Below are 20,820 nucleotides of genomic sequence, written 5' to 3' on the forward strand. Positions count from 1 at the left end.
ATGACCGCGCGCGACACCGCCTTCGCTCCCCCCGGCACCCGGGCCGAGATCGAGGAGGGCACGGCCCTCACGCCCCAGTTCGACCGCGACGGCCTCGTCGCCTGCATCGCGGTGGACGCGCGGGACGGGCAGGTGCTGATGCTCGCCCACATGAACGCCGAGTCGCTGGCCCGCACCCTCGAGACCGGCGAGGCGTGGTACTGGTCGCGCTCGCGCCGGGAGCTCTGGCACAAGGGCGCGACCAGCGGCCAGATCCAGCGCGTCGTCGAGATGCGGGTCGACTGCGACCAGGACGCCCTGCTGATCCGCGTCGAGGTCGGCGGCGACGGCGGCTGCTGCCACACCGGCCGGCGCGACTGCTTCTACCGCAGCGTCGTCCGGGAGGCGGACGGCCGGGTCGTCCTGAAAGCCGCCGGGCGATGAACCGCCCTCTTGCCACGCGGTGGCAAGACGAGTCCGCCGACCCGCATTTCCCGCCCGGAACCGTCGAGCCGGTCCGTGCGCCGCCGAGCCCCGGCCCGCAGGTCGGGCTCGCCCTCGGGGGCGGCTCGGCACGGGGCTGGGCGCATATCGGGGTGATCCGCGCCCTGGATGAAGGCGGCATCACGCCGACCGTGGTGGCCGGCTGCTCCATCGGCGCCGTGGTCGGCGCCTGCTACGCGGCCGGGCGCCTCGACCGGCTCGAGGCCTTCGCCCGGGCGCTGACCCGGCGTCGGGTGGTGGGGCTCATCGACCCCCGCCTGCCGGGCTCAGGCCTGATCGCCGGCAACCGCCTGCGCCAACGCCTCGCCGCGGATCTCGGCGAGCGCCGCATCGAGACGCTGCCGATCCGCTTCGGCTGCGTCGCCACCGAGTACGGGACCGGCCACGAGGTCAGCCTGACCGAGGGCCCGGCGGTGGACGCGGTGCGCGCCTCCTACGCGATCCCCGGCCTGTTCCCGCCGGTGGCCCATGACGGCCGCGTGCTGATGGACGGGACCCTGGTCAACCCGGTGCCGGTGGCGCTCGCCCGGGCGCTCGGGGCCGACCTCGTCATCTGCGTGAACCTCAACGGCGACACCGGCGGACCGGTGGTGCGCGAGGCGCCGCACCCGGCCCCGCCGCGCCGGGGCTTCCTGCAGGTCGTGCGCGGGCGCCTGCCGGGCTTCGACCGGCCCGAGCCCGAGATCGCCGTGCCGGGCATCGCGCGGGTGGTGCTCGACGCGTTCAACACCACCCAGGACCGGATCTCGCGGGCCCGGCTGGAGCGCGACCCGCCGGACGTGGCCATCGGCCCGGATCTCGGGGCCTTCGGGCTGTTCGACTTCCACCGGGCCGCGGAGGGCATCGCCCTCGGGCACCGCGCCGCCCGCGCCGCCCTGCCCCGGATCCGGGCCGTGCTGGAGGGCGCGGCCGCGCGGGCCTGAGGGATCCGGGCGCGCTCCGTCCGGAGGGGGCCGTCATCCGGCTGTCGTGGCCGCCTGCGATGGGCGCCCGTGCATGCTGGAGGACCTCCAATGTATACGAGTCGCCGTCAGATCCTGCTGTCCGGAGGCGCCGGCCTCGTCGGGCTGGCCACGGGCCTCGGACGGCCCGGCCTGAGCCGCGCCGCCGACCGGCCGCTCCTGACCCACGGCCTCCAGTCGGGCGACGTCGGCACCGACTCGGCGGTGGTCTGGGCCCGGTCCGACCGGCCGGCCCGGGCGATCGTCGAGTGGGCGACCACCGAGAGCTTCGCCGACATCCGCGGCGGCGTCTTCGCCGACGCCCTGCCGGAGACCGACGGCACCGTGAAGGTGGCACTGACCGGGCTGCCGGCCGGCCAGGACGTGTTCTACCGGGTCCGCCTGGAGGACGTCGCCGCGCCGACCATCGTCGGGCCGGCCCAGGTCGGGCGGTTCCGGACCGCGCCGGCGGACCGGCGCTCGGTGTCGTTCTGCTGGTCGGGCGACACGGCGGGCCAGGGCTGGGGCATCGACGAGGCCCGCGGCGGCATGACGATCTACTCCGCCATCCTGAAGAACCGACCGGACTTCTTCATCCATTCCGGCGACACGATCTACGCCGACGGGCCGATCCAGTCCGAGGTGAAGCTCCCCGACGGCAGCCTGTGGCGCAACCGGGTGACCGAGGAGGTGGCCAAGCCGGCCGAGACGCTCGCGGAGTTCCGGGGCCGGCACAAGTACAACCTCACCGACCGGAACGTCCTGGCGATGAACGCCGCCGTGCCGATCCTGGCCCAGTGGGACGACCACGAGGTCACCAACAACTGGTGGCCGGGGGAGCCGCTGACCCGGGCCGAGCACCTGAAGAAGAAGTACGCCGACCCGAACGTGCTGGCGCTGCAGCTGCGGGCGGCGAAGGCCTTCCACGAGTACATGCCGATGCGCTTCGAGCCGTCGGAGCCCGGCCGGGTCTACCGCAAGATCGGCTACGGCCCGCTGGTCGACGTGTTCATGCTCGACATGCGCTCCTACCGGGGCCCGAACGGCGAGAACCGGCAGACGGAATACGGGCCCGAGTCCTACTTCCTCGGGCCGCAGCAGATCGCGTGGCTGAAGCGGGCGCTGCTCGAGTCCCGCGCCACCTGGAAGGTGATCGCCGCCGACATGCCGCTCGGCCTCGTTGTGACCTACGACACCGACCGCAATTTCGGCTCGGAGGCGGTGGCGCAGGGCGACGGACCGCCGCTGGGGCGCGAGCTGGAGATCGCCGACCTGCTGCGCTTCATCAAGAGCGCGGGGATCCGCAACACGGTCTGGCTCACGGCCGACGTGCACTACACGGCCGCCCACTACTACGACCCCGACAAGGCGCAGTTCCAGGATTTCGAGCCGTTCTGGGAGTTCGTCTCCGGGCCGCTGCACGCCGGCACCTTCGGGCCGAACGCGCTGGACAACACCTTCGGGCCGCAGCTGCGCTACGTGAAGGCGCCCGACAAGGGCCAGGTGAACCTGTCGCCGGCCGCCGGCTACCAGTTCTTCGGCCACGTGGCGGTGGACGGCGCCACCGAGCAGATGACGGTGACCCTCAAGGACGCGGCCGACACCGACCTCTGGCACGTCACGCTCGATCCCGTGAAGGCGTGAGGCGGACCGCGGGCGGTACGGGCTCGCGATGTCGGCCTGCTCGCCCGTCGACGAAGGGGCGCGGGTCCCCTCTCCCGCACGGGAGAGGGAGCGCGTCGCGCCCCGGCGGCCTGCCCTGAACCGGCGCGTCCCGGGGGCGGAGGGCGAGAGAAACGCGCGGTGCCGGCGCCCCTACGCCATCGTGATGTAGTCGCGCAGGGCCTGGTGCTCGGCCTCGACGGTGGCGATCTTGCGCGCCACCACGTCGCCGATCGAGACCAGGCCGATCAGCCGCCCGTCCTCGCAGACCGGCACGTGGCGGAAGCGCCCGTCGGTCATGAGGGTCATGACCTCCTCGATCGTGGTGGTCCGGCCGCAGGTGGTGACCGCGGTGGTCATGTGGGCCGAGACCGGCGCGTCGAAGGCCGAGCCCCCGTGCCGGGCGAGCGCCCGCATGATGTCCCGCTCGGAGATGATGCCCGCCACCGTCCCGTCGGCCTGGGCGACCACGAGGGCGCCGATCCGCTTGTCGGCGAGGATCTGGATCACCTCATCGAGGGTCTTGTCGGGGCTCACGGTGACGACGGAGCTGCCCTTCTCGGCGAGGATGCGTGCGACGGTCATGGCTCTCTCCCTATGTGACGCGGCCGGTGCGCCGTCAGCCCGCGGCGCCCTGATGGCGTTCTCGGCCGGGTTGGCCCGGCTCGTTCACATTGTGGCGAGTGTGTGATCGATCCGGCCGGATGGCAAGGTGCCGGGCGTCGATGGCAGGGACTCAGTGCCGACGCGGCTCCCGGGGATCCACCAGGGGGAACAGGAAGAAGCCCGCGATGAAGCCGCCGAGATGGGCGTCCCAGGCGATGGCGGCGTTCTCGCCGACGAGCGGCACGCTGACGAGGCCGAAGAGCAGGTTGGTCAGGAGCCAGATCACCAGGAACGACACCGCGGTCCGGTTGCGCAGCAGCTCCGGGATCGTCTCGGCGGGACGGGGCGGCGGCACCTGCCAGGCCGGCGCGCCGTAGCCCGAGACCGGCGGCTGGAACACGAAGCGCGCGGCGGCGGCCATCAGGGCCGAGATCCCCGCCGAGGCGCCGACCAGCGGCCCCGCGCTCAGCGGATCGATCAGGATGTGGAGAAGTCCGCCGGCCGCCGTGCCGGCCAGCGCGAGCACGCACCAGCGCACGGCGCCGCAGCGGCGCGCCACCGGGGCGCCGAAGGCCGCGAGCCAGACGCTGTTGAAGATCACGTGCATCCACGAGCCGTGCAGCAGCCCGTAGGTGACGAGCGTCCAGGGCTGGAGGGCGTGCTCGCCCACGATGTAGCGGGCGAAGGCCTCGCGGGCCGCCTCCAGGCCGGGATCGCCCGGATCGGCGGCGGCGCGGATCACCTCGGAGGCCCGGCCGGGATCGAACCAGAGGGTCCAGCGCGCCGGGACCAGCGCGAGGTCGAGGACGAGGCGGATGTCCCAGGTGTCCGGCAGCAGGAACTCGCGCACCGCCTGGATCGCCAGGAGCAGCCCGATCGACGCGGTGACGATGCCCGGCATGTTGAACACGGGCACGCGGCTCTGCCGCGGGAAATCGGGGGAGGCGTCCATCGGCGCACCATGTCGGGGCGCGGCGCGATCGGGCAAGCCCCGGCGACGTATTGAAGCTCGCAAATACCGGTCGGATCGCGGTCCGTATCGCGCACCGCCCCGTCTTCACTCCGGATCCGTCCCGGACGGCCGCGGCGCGCCCGGCGGGGTGCGACGATTGTGTCGCCGGCCACGACGCGCTACCCCCCGCCCCGCGCGGCGCCGGCGGGACCGGCGGCGCGCGGGTGCGGGAGCCGGCACGGCCCGTGCGCCCGGACGCGGTGAACGCCCGGATCGGCCGGTCACACCCCCGCGGATGTGCCAGAATGATCCGGGGATGAACCACAGGCGTTGAGAATCGGGACACCGATGAAGCATCCCACCAGCCGCATGCTCCACGCCTACTGGGAGCGCCTGCGCGGAGAACGGGCCGCGCCGGAACGCGCCGAGATCGAGCCGGGCGAGATCCGGCACCTCCTCGCCGACAGCCTGATCCTGGAACTCGACATGCCGAGCCGCTCCGCGAGCATCCGGCTCGCGGGGACCCGGGTCTGCGCCCTGTACGGCCGCGAGCTGAAGGGCGAGCCCTTCGCCAAGCTGTGGGGCTCCCGGGCGACGGATCCCTGGCGGATCGTCGAGATCGTGGCCAGCGACACGCTGGGCGTCGTCGCGGGCCTGCGCGGCACCAACGCGGCCGGCGAGGCGGCGGATCTCGAACTCCTGCTCCTGCCCCTGCGCCACCGCGGCCGGACGCAGGTCCGCGCCCTCGGCACCCTGAGCCTCGACGGCGCGCCGCACTGGCTCGGCCTGCGCCCGCTGGTGGAGGCGGAGACCACCTCCCTGCGCATCCTGCCCAGCCGCCGGACCGAGCCGGTCCCGCCCGCCCGCACCGCCGTGCGCACGAGCGCGGGCTACCCCGGGCCGGTGCGCCACGGCCACCTCCTCGTCCACGCCGGCGGGCGCGCCTGAGAACCGTATTCGTCCAAGGTTACGCCCGGTCCGGGACGGCCAGTTCGATCGAATCGGCGCGTGCACCCGAGGAAAGCTTCGGCGCACAAGTCGATCGCGCACGACGCGGCAGGGCTCGACAATGGATGTTTCTACAAGGCAGATCGATCCCGAAGCAGGAAAAAAGGGTTTCGTAACTGTCCGTGCCTAGTCTGCACCGGCCATTCTCCGGCGCAGGACCAATCTCGGAATGATCGCGGTCGAGGCCACCGCTGGAACTGATCTGCGCGGCCTCGCCGCCGAGCCGGCGCGCGGTGCCGCCGACCAGCGCCGCCACCAGCGCGTGCGGGTCGCCGTGCTCGGCCGCTACATGCTGGCCGATCGCCGGGAATATCCCTGCCAGACCGTGGACATGTCGCCGGGCGGCGTGCGGCTGACCTGCGCGGTCAAGGGCGCGGTCGGCGAGCGCGTGGTGCTCTACCTGGAGCATATCGGCCGCATCGAGGGCGTCGTCGCGCGCACCTGCCCGGACGGGTTCGCGGTCCAGCTCAACGCCACGTCGCGCAAGCGGGACAAGCTCGCCTCCCAGCTCACCTGGCTGGCGAACCGGGAGATGCTGGGGCTGCCGGAGGGACGCTCGCACGAGCGCCTCGTGCCGACCAACACGGCGGTGGTCCTGCGCGTCGAGGGCGGCCGCGAGATCCGGGCGCGCCTCATCGACATCTCGATGTCGGGCGTGGCGATCTCCTGCCCGGTGCCGCTGCCCCTCGGCGCCGCCGTCACGGTGGGCAGCACGCCGGGCCGGCTGGTGCGCTACTTCGAGGGCGGCTTCGGCGTGCAGTTCCTGCTGCCGCTCTCCCCAGACCGCTTCCACGCCGGGATGACGCTCTGACGCGCGTGCGGCCGGACCGGCCGGCGGTCAGATCTTCTTGGCGAGCTGCGCGGCGACCTCGTCGGCCGGCCGGGTCAGGTCGAGGGCGCCGAGGAAGCGGTTCTGCGCGTCCATGATGTACACCAGGGCGGTGTGCTCCATCGTGTAGTCGCCGTCCTTGGCGGGCACCTTGCGGGCATAGGCCCGGTACGCCTTTTCGGTGGCGGTGACCTGCTCGGGCGAGCCGGTGAGGCCGGTGATGCGCGGGTCGAAGCTCGACAGGTAGGTCTTGAGGCTCGCCGGATCGTCCCGCTCGGGATCCACCGTGACGAAGGCGACCCGCATCGTCTTGCCCTTCGACCCCAGGGCGGCGAGCACGTCGGAGATCTGCTGCAGGGTGGTCGGGCAGACGTCCGGGCAGTGGGTGAAGCCGAAGAACACGAGGTGCGTCGCGCCGGCGAAGTCGCGCTCGGTGACGGTGCGCCCGTCCTGGTTCACCAGCGTGAACGGGCCGCCGACGCTCGGCACGCCCACCGGTGCCTTGTCGGGCAGGAACGCGAACACCGCCGCCCCGGTCAGGCCGATGAGGCCGAGGCAGAAGGCGAGGAGCGGGACGAGGGCGCGGCGCATGGGACGGGTTCCGACCTCCGGGGAGGCCGGCACAGCACACAACGGCGCGCGGAGGCAAGCCGGCGCGGTGCCGCCGGCCGACCGATCGGCGCCGCGCCGGCGCGACCGCTACGGCTTCGAGGCCGGCTCCCCCGCGGAGCTCGCCGGGGCGGCGCCCTTCGGCGGCTCCTTGCCGAGATAGACGTATTCCGGCGCCGCCCGGAGCTGGTCCTTGGTCGTGTCGATCCGCGCCTGGAGGGTCTTGCCGTCGGTGCGGTCGAGCTTGAGCACGGACGGGTCGACCGCGACGTATTTCGAGCCGATCCCCAGGAAGCCGCCGACCCCGATGATCCAGGCCTTCACGGCCCCCTTCTGGTCGAGGACGAAGTCGGCGATCTGCCCGATGGTCTCGTTGGCGCCGTTGACGACGCTGGAGCCGATCAGCTTGCTGGCGACCATGTCGTCGGGGGCCTGGGCCACGAAGGTCGGGCGCAGGCTGTCGGCCATGGTGGCGGGCTGGCCGGGGACCGGGGTCGCGGCGGCGCCGCCGTCCGGCTTGGCGCCGTCCGATCTGGCGCCGTCGGTCTGCGCCGAAGCGGTGGCGAGGCCGGCCAGCAGGAGGGCCGAGGCGAGGAGCGGGGTGCGCATCGGAGCAGGTCTTTCAGACGGGGGCCGCACAGGGGGGTCGCGCCGCCTCAAGGTTCTGGCGGGGCTTAAGTTCCGCGCGGTCTCGGCCCCGGCGGGGGCCGGCCCGGCGGTTTGCCGGCTGCGCGTCGGCGCCGGGGGCCTTTGACGGCGGGGCCTTCCGCCCCGCACAAGGCCGGCGCCATGCTCCGCCTCGCCCTCTACCAGCCCGATATCCCGCAGAACACCGGCACGATGCTGCGCATGGCCGCCTGCCTCGGGCTGGCGGTGGAGATCGTGGAACCCGCGGGCTTCGACGTCTCGGACCGCCACCTGCGCCGCTCGGGCCTGGACTACCTCGACCACGTGGCGATCACCCGGCACCGCTCCTTCGCGGCCTTCGCGGCGTGGCGGGCCGAGGCCGGGATCCGGCTCGTCCTCGCCACCACGGCGGGCGCCGTGCCCTACACGGACTTCGCCTTCCGCCCGGACGATTGCCTGATGGTCGGGCGCGAATCCGCCGGCGTGCCCGAGGCGGTGCACGCGGCCGCCGACGCCCGGATCGTGGTGCCGATCCGGGCGGGCCTGCGCTCGCTCAATGTCGCGGTCGCGGCCGCGATGATCGCCGGCGAGGCCCTGCGGCAGGTGTCCGGGACGGCCCGACCAGATCTCTAGGATCGTGACGCCTCTCGGGTCGGCCGCCGTCTTCGCGAGCGGAGCGAAGCGATCCAGGCAGCGCCACGCTCGGCCGATGTCCCGCTGCACTGGGTTGCTTCGCCGCGCTCGCGAGGACGGGATCGGCAACGGATCGCGTCCGGCTCGCTTGGTACAACGGGACTCATCCTCACCCCGCGAGACGCGCCGCCGCATGGACGACACCGCCTTCACGCCCTCCCGGCGCCACGCCGATCTGGGCCCCGCCTTCTTCGATCCGGTGACGCCGGCCCGGTTCCCGCGGACGATCCTGCGCTACCGCAACCAGACTTGGGCGAAGCGGGTCGGACTGGGCGGCCTGTCCGAGGCGGCGTGGATCGCCCATTTCGGCCGGTTCGAGCCCCTGCCGGGCAGCTTCGAGACGCCGCTGGCCCTGCGCTACCACGGCCATCAGTTCCGCGCCTACAATCCGGACCTCGGCGACGGGCGCGGCTTCCTGTTCGCGCAGCTGCACGACCGCCTGGACGGGCGCCTCCTCGACCTCGGCACCAAGGGCAGCGGCACGACGCCCTGGTCGCGCGGCGCCGACGGGCGGCTCACCCTCAAGGGCGGCGTGCGCGAGGTGCTGGCCACCGCCCTCCTGGAGGCGCAGGGCGTCTACACCTCGAAGAGCTTCAGCCTGATCGAGACCGGCGAGGACCTCGTGCGCGGCGACGAGCCCTCGCCGGCACGCGCCTCGGTGCTGGTGCGCCTGTCCCACGGCCACATCCGCATCGGCAGCTTCCAGCGCTTCCTGGCGCTCGGCGAGCCGGACAACATCGCCCGGCTCCTCGACCACACGGTCGCGACCCACCGGCCGGAGCTCTGGCGCGACGGCGTCGAGGATCGCGCCGTCGCCTTCCTGGAGGACGTGGTCGCCCGGGTAGCCCGGATGGGCGCGCAGTGGGCGGCGGCCGGCTTCGTCCACGGGGTCCTCAACAGCGACAACATCAACGTCACCGGCGAGAGCTTCGATTACGGGCCCTGGCGCTTCCTGCCGCATTACGATCCGGACTTCACGGCCGCCTACTTCGACGAGACCGGGCTCTACAGCTTCGGCCGCCAGCCGGAGGCGCTGTTCTGGAACCTCGCCCGGCTCGCCGACTGCCTGCTGGTGCTGGCGCCCCAGGCGCGCTTGGAAGCGGCGCTCTCCGGGTTCGCGCCGGCCCTGCAGGAGGCGTTCGCCGAGACCCTGTTCCGCCGGCTCGGCCTCGCCCCGGCGCCGCGGCCGGAGACCGACCGGCTGGTCTCGGCGGTCTGGCGGTTCCTCGCGGAGACGCGGGCGCCCTTCGAGCGGTTCTTCTTCGACTGGTACGGCGGCCTCGCGAGCGCGACCCGCGCGCAGGCCGGGCCGTCCGCCGGCCACTACGCGCACGAGGCCTTCGCGCCGGTGCGGGCCGCGCTGGAGCCGCTCGCGCCCGCCCCGGGCGCGCGGCTCGACCATCCCTACTTCGCGGAGGCGCCCTGCACGCTCCTGATCGACGAGGTGGAGACGCTGTGGGCGCCGATCGCCGCGGCGGATGACTGGTCCCTGTTCGAGGCCAAGCTCGCGGGGGTCGCCCGGATGGCCGAGGCCTGCGGCACGGCGCCCGCCTCGGTCTGAGCGGCCTCCTCCTCGGCGAGCCGTCGGCGCTCCTCGGCGTAGCCCCCCGCGATGGCGAGATCGACCAAGCGCCGGGTCAGCCGGAAGGCCAGCCAGAACAGGGCGAGGCAGAGAAGCGTCGCGGCGGCGGCCTTGAGCGGGTCCACGGGGTTCCTCCGGTGATGTCTCCTCGGGCGGAGCGGCCCTCTTAGTGCCGAGGCGGGCCGCGGGGCAATTGGACTTCGTGCCGAGATCGAGCCCGCGGCGCGTCGTCCCGGGCTCGCCGCGCGGTGCCGGACCGGATACCCGGCCGGAACATGCTATGGCGGCCGGCAGCCGGATCCCGATATCCGGCGCTGAAGATCCCTCGATCAGGCGGATACCCGTGCGCGAGACCTTCCACATCGAAGTCCTCGGACCGGAGCCGGACGAGATCCAGACGCGGATCTCCGTGCGGGTCGGCAGCCTGGAGAGCGCGCAGGAGCGGGCCCTGCGGCTGTTCGCCCGCGCCCGGGTGCCGCAGCGCTCGGGCGAGCCGGCCGAGGCGGTCCGGGTGATCGACGGCGCCGGCCGCGAGGTGTTCTATCGGACGCGCTTCGACGCGGGGGATTGAGGCGCGAGGACACCGCCGATGCGCACAGCCCTGATCCTGCCGGTCCTCGTCCTCGCGGCCGGCGCGCTGTTCCTGCGCAGCTACACCCTGCCGCCGGCCCCGGACCGCCGGGGCGGGACCACGCTCCTGCTGACCTGGCCGAACCGCCCGGCCTTCGGCAGCCCCCGGGCCGACTGCCTCGCCGGGCCGCCCGACGAGCCGGTCCTGCCCTGCCTCATCGCCTCCGTCGCCCGGGCGCGGGACGACGGGTACACGCTGCTGCAGCTGCCGTTCTGCGCGACCTGCTACGACCTGTCCGGGCGGATCGCCGTCACGGGCCGCGACGCGGCGGCGACGCGGGCGCGGCTGGAGCAGATCGCCCGCTTCGGATGGTGACACGCGCCCGGGCAACGCGCTCCCGGGCCCGCTCCAGGGTCCGGGCCACCGGGAACAGCGGATCGCGGCCCGCCTCCACCAGCAGATGGGCGATCGGCCGGCGCGCGGTCCAGAAGGTGGTGCCGAGGGCGAAGTCCGGCGGCGCGCAGGAATCGATCCGGTCGATCGGCCAGTCGCCCCCGGCCACCGCCTCGGTCAGCCGGTGGACGAGCTGGACGCCCGGCGCGGTCTCCGGCCGCGTCTCGTCGTTGGCGATCTTCAGCACCCAGGCCTCCCGGCCGGTGACCGGCAGGATCAGGGAGGCCAGGAGCCGGTCGCCCCGGCGCAGGCGCGCGATCCGCACGCCGTCCGCGGCCCCGCGATCGGCCCCGAGATCGGCACTGAGATCGGCACTGAGATCGGCCAGGGCGGCGCGCAGGAAGGCGATCTCCGCCGGCCGCTGCGCCAGGCTCGTGCCGGCCTGACCCTTCCAGCCGGCGGCCTCCAGGGCGACGTGGGCGTCGAGGGCGGGGCCGAGGGATTCGGGCGCGGCGAGGATCTCGAAGGTCACGGGCCCCGCCGCCTCCAGGCGCGCGCGGGCGCGGCGGAGCTTGCGGCGGCGCTGCCCGGAGAGGTGCCCGAGATAGGAGGCCCGCGCCTCCGGCCCGCGGCCGGTCAGGTCGAGCAGGCCGCGGTCGTGCGGCCAGTACGCGGCGCGGCGCCCGCCACACGCCGTCAGGAGTTCAGGCAGGGGGCCGTCGGTCGGAGCGTTCGGCAGGAGGAGACGCGGCGGCAGGCCGAGGGCGCCCGGCGCGGCGAGCAGCCCCGCCAGGGCGGCCTCCGGGGCGGCGCCGTCGAGGAGCGGCGCCCCGAACGGGGCGTAGCCGTGGGTCCAGCCCACGAGCAGCGGCAGCGGCACGCCCCAGCGGCGGCGCGACGGCCGGAACGGCCAGGCGGCGAGGAGCCGGGCCCCGGGCGCCTCGGGGGGCCGATCGGCGACGAGGAGGAGCCGGACGCCCGCCCCGAAGGCGTCGCGGGCCGCCAGGGCGTAGCCCGCCTCGTAGAACGGGTTGCGCATCAGGCTCGCCCGACCCAGGGCCCGCCAGGCCGGGACCCAGGGCGCCGCCCCGTCGAGGGGCCGGACCGCCGCCACGAGCCCGCCGGGAAGCGCGGCCGTGTCCGATGGGGTGTCCGACGCGGGGCCTGTCATCGCGGGACCGTCAGGCCGCGAGACGGTGACGGATCGCGCCGGCGAAGCCGAGCACGTCGTAGCGCCACGCCGTCACCCCGGCGGCGGCGGTGAGCAGGACGAGGCGCAGGGCCTGTCCCGGCGGCATCAGCCCGCCGGGGACCAGGGCGATGCCGGCATTCACCGCGCCGCAGGCCAGCGCGATCCCGGCGATGCCGGCCATGTCGGCGAGCGGCAGCGGCATCGTCGTGCCGGTCCGGCGGGCGCCGAGCACCAGCACGAGGCAGGCCGCGCTCTGGCCGCCCGCGAAGGCGAGGGCCGCCCCGGCGGCGCCGAAGCGCGGGATCAGTAGGAGCGACAGCGCGGCGACGGTGGCGAGGGTCGCGAACGCGGCGGCCGCCTCCAGGCCGCTGGAGCGGGCGAAGTAGATCACCTGCCCGAAATAGTAGGCGCGGAACATCATCAGGATGCTCGCCAGGATCAGCACCGGGGCGAGCTCCCGCGCCTCGGCCCGGTAGTCGGGTCCGAGCAGCACCGCCACGACCAGATCGTCGAAGCACAGGAAGAACACGGCCCCGAAGGCCGCGATCAGCGTCATGGCCCGTGCGGCGTCGCGCAGCACCCCGGAGGCCGCCGCCATCCCGCCCACCCGCGCCTCGCGCTTGGCGATCGAGATCAGCGACAGGGCGATCGCCTCGCCGAACACGATGAAGCTCTGCTTCAGGAAGTCGGCCAGGGCGCCGTAGGCGCCGAGCCCCGCCGGCCCCACCGTCTTGGCGATGATCAGCCGGTCGAGGCTCTGGGCGAGCGCCGCCGTCCCGAAGGAGAGGACGAGCGGCCAGCCGTAGGCGAACAGCCGCAGCGCCTCCGCGCGGCTGCCGCGGCCGGGCATCATCGGGGCGATCGTGGCCGCGGCCGGCAGGGAGGCCAGGGCGTTCGCGGCCGCCACCGCGAAGGCGAGGTGCAGGGGATCCTGCGAGAGGTGCAGCGCCAGGCTGCCGAGGGCCAGGATCAGGACGGCGCGGCTCATCACCGAGGCCGCCACCGCCCCGGCCCGCAGGCGGGTGCGGGCGATCTCGGTGGAGCCCTCGAACAGGGTGGTCCCGAAGGCCAGCGCCAGGATCGCGGCCGCCATCCGCGCCGGCATCAGGCCGAGGGCGGCGGCGAGCGCGCTGCCGAGCCCGGCGAGGAGCAGCGTGCCGCCCAGGATCCGCACCACGGTGCCGACCTGCGCGGGCTCGCGCGCCTCGTCGTAGAGGGCGAAGAACGCGAATTTCGGCCACTGGCAGGTCGCCCCGTAGAGCACCAGCGCCCAGGACAGGACGTACAGGTAGGTGCCGTAGCTCTCCACCGGCGCGAGCCGCGTGAACACCGCCACGGAGGCCATGTTCAGGGCGGCCGCGAAGCCCCGCGAGCCGACATAGATCAGGCTGTGCCGGGCGATCATGTCCTAGAACCGGTCAGACGCACCACGACCTCGCACCACGCTGGGACAGACCGGCCCGTGGCGGGAGGTAACGCAGGGACGGCGCGCATGACAGCCCGGGCTCTGCAGGCGGCGTGCCGCCGGCCCCGGCCCTCAGCCCTCGCCCCGCGGGCGGATCAGCGACGTGCCAGTCATCTCGGCCGGCTGGTCCAGTCCCATCAGGTCGAGGAGCGTCGGCGCCACGTCGGCCAGCCGCCCGTCGGCCAGGGTCACGCCGTCGACGCCGACGAGCGCGGCGGGCACCGGGTTGAGGGTGTGGGCGGTGTGCGGCTCGCCGGTCTCGGGATCGCGCATCATCTCGCAATTGCCGTGGTCAGCGGTCACCAGCAGCGCCCCGCCCTGGGCCGTCACCGCCTCGACCACACGGCCGAGGCAGGTGTCGACGGTCTCCACCGCCTTCACGGCGGCGGCGAGGCTGCCGGTGTGGCCGACCATGTCGGGGTTGGCGAAGTTCAGGATGATGAGGTCGTAGCGCCCGGAGCCGATCGCCTCCACGGCGCGGTCGGTGAGTTCGGGCGCCGACATCTCCGGCTGCAGGTCGTAGGTCGCGACCTTCGGCGAGGGCACGAGGATCGCGTCCTGCCCCGCGAAGGGCTCCTCGCGGCCGCCGTTCATGAAGTAGGTGACGTGCGGGTACTTCTCGGTCTCGGCCATGCGCAGCTGCGCGCGCCCGGCCCGGGCCACGGTCTCGCCGAGGCCGTTGGGCAGGTCGAGGGCCCCGAACAGGGTCTCGGCGAAGGCGTCGATCTCGACGCTGTACTGGACGATCCCCAGGGCGGCGGCGAACCGGACCGTGCGCGCGCGCTCGAAGCCCGCGAAGGCCGGGTCGAGCAGCGCCTCCAGGATCTGCCGGGTCCGGTCGGCGCGGAAGTTGAAGCTCAGGATGCCGTCGCCGTCCCGCATGCCGGCGTAGTCGCCGATGATCGCGGGCCGCATGAACTCGTCGGACACGTCCTGCGCGTAGGACGCGGCGACCGCCTGCCCGGCCCGCTCGAACCGGGTCCCGCGCGCCTCCGTGAGGGCGTCGTAGGCCGTCTGGACGCGCTCCCAGCGCCGGTCGCGGTCCATGCCGAAGTAGCGGCCGCACAGCGTCGCGATGCGGGCGCCCTTCGGGAGGGCGGCCGCGACGTCGGCGATGCAGGTGGCGGCCGAGCGGGGCGGCATGTCGCGCCCGTCGGTGAAGCCGTGGAGCCGGACCGGGATGCCGGCCGTCGTCAGCGCGCGCGCCAGCGCGACGGCGTGGTCCTGGTGCGCGTGGACGCCGCCGGGCGAGAGCAGGCCGACGAGGTGGCAGGTCCCCCCCGACGCGCGCAGCGCCTCGATGAACCGGACCAGAGCCGGGTTCCGGGCGAGGGAGCCGTCGGCGACCGCCGCGTCGATCCGCGGCAGGTCCTGCAGGACGACGCGGCCCGCGCCGATGTTGAGGTGGCCGACCTCGGAATTGCCCATCTGCCCCTTGGGCAGGCCGACATCGGCGCCGAAGGTCGTCAGCCGCGACCGGGGGCGCTCCCGCATCAGACCGTCGAAGACCGGCGTCCTGGCCTGGTGGACGGCGTTGTCGGCCACCGCGTCCCGCAGACCCCAGCCGTCGAGGATCACGAGCATCACGGGACGCGGGGTACTGTCGGGCACGGTCACAACTCTCCTGGGCTGCCGCGCGCGGCGCGCGGCCGGTCTCCGGGCCCTGACGCGGCCGGATCGTTGCGCGTGTCGATAATCGCCTTGGTCGCGCGAGACCACCGCCCCGAAGGGCCAATGGGCGACGGATGCGAGAGAGCGTCGGGCTTCTGACATGCCCCGGCCGCGCTCCGCACATGGCGGGGCGCGGCTGGCGGGGCGCGGCCGGAAAGGCGCGGCCGACGGGGACTCAGGCGGTCAGTTGACGCGCGCCGCGTCGGATCCCGGCGGGAGGCCGAGCAGGCGGCGCTTCCTTCGCAGGGCGGCCCGGAGCAGCGTCCGCCGGTAGCCCGGATAGGACAGGAACCCCGCCGCCCAGGACAGGTGCATGGTCACGGCCGCCGGGCCGCTCATGACCAGGACGGGTTCCCGCGCCTTCAGCGCGAGGGCGAGGCCGCTCAGGACGCAGCCGCCGGCATAGAGCAGCAGCGGGATCAGCAGGGCGGGCATCAGGGCCGCCAGCGGCAGGGCCGCGACGGCGTAGAGCAGGACCAGGGCCGGAAGGATCTGGCGGGCGCGCGGCAGGCTGGCGTGCTTCTCGAGGGTCCGCGCGCAGCCGCGCCCGTAGTGGAGGTACTGCCGGGCGAGGCTGCGGAGGCAGGCGCGCGGGAAGTACGTGATGGCGAGCTCGGCGGCGAGGTAGATCCGCCCGCCCGCCGCGCAGAGCCGCCGGTCGAGTTCGGCATCCTCGTTGTGGGTGAAGGTCTCGTCGTAGCCGCCGACCCGCAGGAACTCGCGCCGGTCGAAGGCCGCGTGGTGGCCGTGGGCGACGTAGCCCGAGATGCCGCCCTGCCGGTGGGCCGAGCCGCCGTTGCCGAGGCGGCTGTTCTGCGCCGCCGCGATCGCCCTCTGCAGCGGCGTGACCCCAACGGTCCGGAGCGGAACGACCACAGAGACGGCCTGGCGCAGGCGCATCGTGCCGACGAGGTTCTGCACGAATCCCTTCGGATAGACGGCGTGGCAATCGGCGCGGACGAGGTAGGCGGAGGCGGGATGCGCGAGTCGCGCGGCGAGGTTGATCGCCGCCGCCTGGATGCGGCGCTCGTTGTGGACGAGCCGGATGCGGGGGTCGCGGGCGCTCAGGGCGGCGACGATCGCGCAGGTGTCGTCGCGACTGCCGCCGTCCAGCACCAGCAGCTCGCAGGCGATGGCGTCCCGGTCGGGCAGCACCGACGCGATGGCGTCGGCGATGTGCGCGGCCTCGTTCAGGGCCGGCATGGCGATCGTCACGAGCGGAGCGCCGGCGGCGCTCACGGGGTCCTGCATGGCGGTTCTCCCGAAACCTGGTCCCGGTCGCCGGCCGATGAGGGCCGGTCGTCCCGGACGGGGACCGACGCCGCGTGCGGCGCGCCCCCGAGGTCTCATTTGTCGTGATTGGCTACGATTACGGTCGTTGATCACAACCACCACTTCAGTCGGCCGGACCGATACGACGAAAGGTGTAATTCGGACCGCCGCACCGCGATGATAGCCCGTTCCGGCGGGACGACCGGGCGGCACGACTTCCGATTCGCACCGGATCCCCGAGCTCGACCACGGGCTCAGAGCGTCATGCGGGACCGCCTCGAATGATGAAATCTTTGGATGCGCTTGCCCTTGGCACGTCGGAACGCGGGCCGACCGAACAGCGGACCGACCCGTCGACGCTGCGGGTGACCGAGATCGCGCCCGACGACCGGATCGTCGCCTTCGACGCGGTCGGCCTCTGGCAGTATCGCGACCTGCTGCGCGTCCTGATCCTGCGGGACCTGAAGGTGCTCTACCGGCAGACCGCCATGGGCGCCTCCTGGGCGATCGCGCAGCCGCTCTTCACCGTCCTGATCTTCACGGTGATCTTCGGCCACTTCGCCAAGATCCCCACCGACGGCGCCCCCTACGCACTCTTCGCCGGCAGCGCGGTCGTCCTGTGGACGTACTTCTCCGAGGCGGTGCGGCGCAGCGCCAACGGCCTCGTGGCGGAGGCCGAGCTGATCCGGAAGATCTACTTCCCGCGGCTGGTCATCCCGCTGGCGACGGTGGTGTCGCCGATGGTCGACTTCGCCATCGCGCTCGGCGTGCTGCTGGCCCTGATGGCCTGGTACGGGGCGGTGCCGGACTGGCACCTCGTGCTGGCCGTCCCGACCCTGATCGTGACGGCGATGCTCGCCCTCGGCGTGAGTCTCTGGCTCGGGCCGATCAACGTCCGCTTCCGGGACATCAAGCACACGCTGCCGTTCGTGATCCAGATCTGGATGTACGCCTCGCCGATCGTCTACGCGTCGAGCATCGTGCCCGCCTCGGTGCGCTGGATCTACGCACTCAACCCGATGGTCGGCCTGATCGAGGCGTTCCGGTTCGCCATCCTGGGCGGCACGCCGCCCGACGCCTTCGCGGTCGCCGTCTCGGTCACGGCCGCCTTCGCCCTGCTCATCAGCGGACTGATCTTCTTCCAGCGCATGGAGCGCTCCTTCGCGGATGTAATCTGATGTCGATGGCAATCAGCGTTCAGGATATCGGCAAGCAGTACTGGCGCGCCCCCCGCGCCGCGCACCAGAACTCGCTGCGCGACGCGCTCAGCGAGGGCGTCCGCGGCCTGGTGACCCGCCGCGCGGCGGCGCGCCCGTCGCAGGAGAGCTTCTGGGCGCTGAAGGAGGTCAGCTTCGGCATCCGGCACGGCGAGAATGTCGGCATCATCGGCCTCAACGGCGCCGGCAAGAGCACGCTCCTCAAGCTCCTGTCGCGGATCGCCGCGCCGACCACCGGCCGGATCCGCCTCGAGGGCCGGGTCGGGGCCCTGCTCGAGGTCGGCACCGGTTTCCACCGGGAGCTGACCGGCCGCGAGAACATCTTCCTCTACGGCTCGATCCTCGGGATGGACCGTCGGGAGATCGCCGCGAAGTTCGACGCGATCGTCGCCTTCTCGGAGATCGGCGACTTCATCGACATGCCGGTGAAGCGCTATTCCAGCGGCATGTATGTCCGGCTGGCCTTCTCGGTCGCCGCGCATCTCGAGCCCGACATCCTGCTCCTCGACGAGGTGCTGGCGGTGGGCGACTACACCTTCCAGCGCAAGTGCATGGACTTCGCCCGGCGCCTCCAGGGCAAGGGTTCGACGATCCTGCTGGTCTCGCACAACATGTTCAGCATCAAGACCATGTGCGAGCGGGTGATCTACATCAAGGGCGGCCGCGTCGCCTACGACGGCCCCACCGACGAGGGCCTGACCCACTACGAGCGGGACAGCTACCTCGCCGACACCGCGTGGTTCCGCCCCGACACCGGCGACCTGCCAGTCCGGATCAGCGACGTGACGATCGCCGACGAATCCGGCGCGCCGCGGACGCTGTTCCGCCACGGCGAGCGGATGCGGATCCGGGCCCGCTACAGCGCCGCCGAGCCGATCGCCGACCCGCACGTCCTGTTCTCGATCACCCGGTCCGACGAGCTGCTCTGCTGCAATTTCAGCACCCAGGCGGACGGCGCCGGCCTGACCACCCTCTCGGGCGAGGGCGAGGTGGAGTTGCTGACGCCGCCGCTGACCCTGACCGCCGACACCTACACGGTCTCAATGGTGGTCCGGCAGCGCGGCTTCGAGCGGCTCCTCGCGGCCAAGATCGGCGGCCGCTTCCACATCGAGCACCCCGTCTTCGCGCCGGACGTCTTCGGCGTGTTCCACGAGGCGGGGACCTGGACAACGAACGGCGCCGCGTCGCAGCGCTGAGGCCCGGAGGGCGTGATGGTCAAAGGCGCGTTTGAACCCGTCCGTGACGGCGAAGGGGAAACCGCGGGCGGGACGGCGTCCCGCGCCGGGCGGATCCGGTCGAACTTCGCGGCCTTCGATGCCCGGGTGCGGCACGCGGAGCGTCTCGCGGCGGCCGGCGACCATGCCGGCGCGGCCGTCGAGACCGCCATCGCGGCGACCCTGGCGGCGCACCGGCACTGCGGCGTGTTCGCGAGCCCGCGCCTCGAACGGTTGATGACCGGGATCGGCCGGACCCTCGACGGCGGCGGGCCGGACGGCGCGCGGGCCGACGGGGCTCCGTACCGGCGCGTCCTCCACGTCTGCACGCAGCTCGCCCCGGTGGGCGGCCTCACCAAGATGCTCGCGCTCTGGATCGGCGCCGACCGCAACCGGGTCAACGGCGTCGCCCTGACCCAGCATCGCGGCCCGGTCGACGGGCGGATCACCGCCGCGGTGCGCGAGAGCGGCGGCGGGATCCACCACCTGAACCACCACAAGGGCGACAAGCTCGCCTGGGCGCGGGAGCTGCGCCAGATCGCGCGCGGCTACGACGTCGTCGTCCTGCACATCCACTGCGAGGACGTGGTCCCGCTGATCGCCTTCGCGGATCCGGCGAAGAGCCCACCGGTCCTGCTCCTCAACCACGCCGACCACCTGTTCTGGATCGGGACGCGGATCAGCCACGCGGTGATCAACCTGCGCGAGGCCGCGCGCCGGCTCGCCGTCACGCGGCGCGGCGTCGATCCGGCCCGCAGCCTCCTGCTGCCGACCCTGATCACCCTGCCCGAGCGCCAGCGCGCCCGCAGCGCGGCCAAGCAGGCCCTGGGCGTCCCGGAGGACAGCGTCCTCCTGGTCTCGGTGGCCCGGGGGGCCAAGTACCGCAACGTCGGGCCGGTCACCTACGCGGATCGCCACGTCGACCTGCTCGCGGCGCATCCGCAGGCCCGGCTCATCGTGGTCGGCCCCGGCGAGCGGGCCGACTGGGAACGGGCCCGGGCCGCCACCGGCGGGCGCATCACGGCCCATCCCGAGCTGTCGGACCCGCGGGTCTTCTTCGAGGCGGCCGACATCTACGTCGATTCCTACCCGTTCGTGTCGTCGACCTCGATGCTGGAGGCCGCCGCCTACGGGCTGCCGCTGGTGACACGGTTCGAGGCGCCCGCGGCGGCGGAGATCGTGGCGATCAACCATCCGGGGCTCGACGTCACGGCCCGGGTCGCCCACGACCAAGCCGCCTACGAGGCCCACCTCACGGCGCTCATCACCGACGCCGCGGCGCGGGACGCCGCGGGCGCCGAGAGCGCCGCCGCGGTCGCGGGCCTCTACGCGCCGGCCGCCTGGCTGGCGGGACTCGACGCGATCTACGCGCAGGCGCTGGCCCTGCCCCGCCTGCTCCCGGAGGCCGGCGCGCCCGGCCCGGCCGAGGCGCCCCATCTCGGCGAGCCCGACCTGCGCCACCAGGACATGTTCGGCTCGGACTTCCCCGTGTCGGAGATGACCAAGAACTACATCGGCATGCTGCCGCTGCGCCAGCGCGTCGCCTCCTGGCTGGCCCTGCGTCGCGCCGGCGACTTCTCCGGCCTCTGGGAGCCGGTGCGGCTTCTCCTCCCGGAATGGCTGGTCCGCAACGTGAAGGACCGGTTCGGCCCGATGCGGCTCCGGGCGCAGATCCCCGGCGCCTGAGGCCGCCCCCGGGCCCGGGTGGCCGCGGATCGGTCACGCCGGACGGCGCGCGCGTCGCGGGAGGCCCGGTTCGCCCGCCCGCGCCTCCACAGCCCTCACCGGTCTGCGTAACGCAGGTCCGCGCGCCGCCGCAGGGGCGGCGCAGAC

General features: G+C 73.5%; 20 protein-coding genes. 12 read left to right on the forward strand and 8 right to left on the reverse strand.

Translation table 11 applies throughout. The annotated features are described in order from the left end of the window. The 3 genes from hisI (at window position 1) to ACX9MN_RS24075 (ending at window position 3,068) form a co-directional block, all read left to right on the forward strand. Window positions 1-423, forward strand: a complete 423-nt coding sequence (gene hisI, locus ACX9MN_RS24065) for a phosphoribosyl-AMP cyclohydrolase (RefSeq protein WP_489725646.1) — start codon at window positions 1-3, stop codon at window positions 421-423. Continuing rightward, window positions 420-1,406, forward strand: a complete 987-nt coding sequence (locus tag ACX9MN_RS24070) for a patatin-like phospholipase family protein (RefSeq protein ID WP_489725647.1) — start codon at window positions 420-422, stop codon at window positions 1,404-1,406. The genes hisI and ACX9MN_RS24070 overlap by 4 nt, the downstream gene beginning before the upstream one ends. A gap of 90 nt (window positions 1,407-1,496) precedes the next feature. Continuing rightward, entirely contained in the window at window positions 1,497-3,068 is a 1,572-nt protein-coding gene (locus tag ACX9MN_RS24075; RefSeq protein WP_427508498.1) for an alkaline phosphatase D family protein, read from the forward strand. Window positions 3,069-3,239: 171 nt separating this feature from the next. Here the strand turns inward: ACX9MN_RS24075 and ACX9MN_RS24080 are convergent, their stop codons facing one another. Together ACX9MN_RS24080 and ACX9MN_RS24085 are read right to left on the reverse strand one after the other, a co-directional pair. Next, window positions 3,240-3,671, reverse strand: coding sequence for a CBS domain-containing protein (locus ACX9MN_RS24080; protein ID WP_091675751.1), 432 nt, complete (start codon window positions 3,669-3,671; stop codon window positions 3,240-3,242). Between the two features lie 151 nt (window positions 3,672-3,822). After that, window positions 3,823-4,644: a rhomboid family intramembrane serine protease gene (locus ACX9MN_RS24085; protein ID WP_020091167.1), complete on the reverse strand. Its 822-nt coding sequence runs from the start codon at window positions 4,642-4,644 to the stop codon at window positions 3,823-3,825. Between the two features lie 348 nt (window positions 4,645-4,992). On the opposite strand from ACX9MN_RS24085, the gene ACX9MN_RS24090 reads away from it, so the two are divergent. Both ACX9MN_RS24090 and ACX9MN_RS24095 read left to right on the forward strand, forming a co-directional pair. Beyond that, window positions 4,993-5,592, forward strand: a complete 600-nt coding sequence (locus ACX9MN_RS24090; RefSeq protein ID WP_020091168.1) for a PAS domain-containing protein — start codon at window positions 4,993-4,995, stop codon at window positions 5,590-5,592. A gap of 229 nt (window positions 5,593-5,821) precedes the next feature. After that, entirely contained in the window at window positions 5,822-6,463 is a 642-nt protein-coding gene (locus tag ACX9MN_RS24095; protein WP_020091169.1) for a PilZ domain-containing protein, read from the forward strand. Between the two features lie 27 nt (window positions 6,464-6,490). Here ACX9MN_RS24095 and ACX9MN_RS24100 read toward each other — a convergent pair whose 3' ends face one another. Both ACX9MN_RS24100 and ACX9MN_RS24105 read right to left on the reverse strand, forming a co-directional pair. Beyond that, complete coding sequence (locus ACX9MN_RS24100; protein ID WP_489725648.1) at window positions 6,491-7,072, reverse strand: SCO family protein; 582 nt, start codon at window positions 7,070-7,072, stop codon at window positions 6,491-6,493. 108 nt (window positions 7,073-7,180) lie between these two features. After that, complete coding sequence (locus ACX9MN_RS24105; RefSeq protein ID WP_489725649.1) at window positions 7,181-7,699, reverse strand: PRC-barrel domain-containing protein; 519 nt, start codon at window positions 7,697-7,699, stop codon at window positions 7,181-7,183. 180 nt (window positions 7,700-7,879) lie between these two features. Here ACX9MN_RS24105 and ACX9MN_RS24110 point away from each other — a divergent pair, with 180 nt between their 5' ends. From ACX9MN_RS24110 to ACX9MN_RS24125, 4 genes are all read left to right on the forward strand, one after another. Then, on the forward strand, window positions 7,880-8,350 hold the full coding sequence (locus ACX9MN_RS24110; protein WP_020091172.1) for a tRNA (cytidine(34)-2'-O)-methyltransferase: 471 nt from the start codon (window positions 7,880-7,882) through the stop codon (window positions 8,348-8,350). A 193-nt stretch (window positions 8,351-8,543) separates the two neighbouring features. Continuing rightward, window positions 8,544-9,971 carry a protein adenylyltransferase SelO gene (locus ACX9MN_RS24115; RefSeq protein WP_489725650.1) on the forward strand — a complete coding sequence of 476 codons (1,428 nt, stop codon included), beginning with the start codon at window positions 8,544-8,546 and terminating at the stop codon, window positions 9,969-9,971. Between the two features lie 364 nt (window positions 9,972-10,335). Continuing rightward, window positions 10,336-10,563 carry a hypothetical protein gene (locus ACX9MN_RS24120; protein ID WP_020091174.1) on the forward strand — a complete coding sequence of 76 codons (228 nt, stop codon included), beginning with the start codon at window positions 10,336-10,338 and terminating at the stop codon, window positions 10,561-10,563. A gap of 18 nt (window positions 10,564-10,581) precedes the next feature. Beyond that, window positions 10,582-10,938 carry a hypothetical protein gene (locus ACX9MN_RS24125; RefSeq protein WP_056526493.1) on the forward strand — a complete coding sequence of 119 codons (357 nt, stop codon included), beginning with the start codon at window positions 10,582-10,584 and terminating at the stop codon, window positions 10,936-10,938. Here ACX9MN_RS24125 and ACX9MN_RS24130 read toward each other — a convergent pair. The 4 genes from ACX9MN_RS24130 to ACX9MN_RS24145 all read right to left on the reverse strand — a co-directional run bounded on the left by ACX9MN_RS24130 (window position 10,874) and on the right by ACX9MN_RS24145 (window position 16,535). Continuing rightward, window positions 10,874-12,127, reverse strand: coding sequence for a GNAT family N-acetyltransferase (locus ACX9MN_RS24130; RefSeq protein WP_489725651.1), 1,254 nt, complete (start codon window positions 12,125-12,127; stop codon window positions 10,874-10,876). The two genes, ACX9MN_RS24125 and ACX9MN_RS24130, sit on opposite strands and share 65 nt — an antisense overlap. Before the next feature lie 10 nt (window positions 12,128-12,137). Then, entirely contained in the window at window positions 12,138-13,553 is a 1,416-nt protein-coding gene (locus tag ACX9MN_RS24135; RefSeq protein ID WP_020091177.1) for a lipopolysaccharide biosynthesis protein, read from the reverse strand. 132 nt (window positions 13,554-13,685) lie between these two features. After that, window positions 13,686-15,197 carry a 2,3-bisphosphoglycerate-independent phosphoglycerate mutase gene (gene gpmI, locus ACX9MN_RS24140; RefSeq protein ID WP_020091178.1) on the reverse strand — a complete coding sequence of 504 codons (1,512 nt, stop codon included), beginning with the start codon at window positions 15,195-15,197 and terminating at the stop codon, window positions 13,686-13,688. A 270-nt stretch (window positions 15,198-15,467) separates the two neighbouring features. Then, a complete protein-coding gene (locus ACX9MN_RS24145; RefSeq protein WP_020091179.1) occupies window positions 15,468-16,535 on the reverse strand; it encodes a glycosyltransferase family 2 protein in 1,068 nt (355 codons plus the stop codon). Window positions 16,536-16,840: 305 nt separating this feature from the next. Between ACX9MN_RS24145 and ACX9MN_RS24150 the strand changes: the two genes are divergently transcribed. Genes ACX9MN_RS24150 through ACX9MN_RS24160 form a run of 3 tightly spaced genes read left to right on the forward strand, consistent with a single transcriptional unit; the run spans window position 16,841 to window position 20,673 of the window. Further along, a complete protein-coding gene (locus tag ACX9MN_RS24150; protein WP_244534881.1) occupies window positions 16,841-17,734 on the forward strand; it encodes an ABC transporter permease in 894 nt (297 codons plus the stop codon). Then, complete coding sequence (locus ACX9MN_RS24155; protein ID WP_489725652.1) at window positions 17,734-18,969, forward strand: ABC transporter ATP-binding protein; 1,236 nt, start codon at window positions 17,734-17,736, stop codon at window positions 18,967-18,969. Before ACX9MN_RS24150 ends, ACX9MN_RS24155 begins: the two co-directional genes overlap by 1 nt. A 15-nt stretch (window positions 18,970-18,984) precedes the next feature. Further along, window positions 18,985-20,673, forward strand: coding sequence for a glycosyltransferase (locus tag ACX9MN_RS24160; RefSeq protein ID WP_489725653.1), 1,689 nt, complete (start codon window positions 18,985-18,987; stop codon window positions 20,671-20,673). Window positions 20,674-20,820: the final 147 nt, after the last annotated feature.

It is taken from the genome of Methylobacterium sp. 1A (assembly GCF_058072805.1).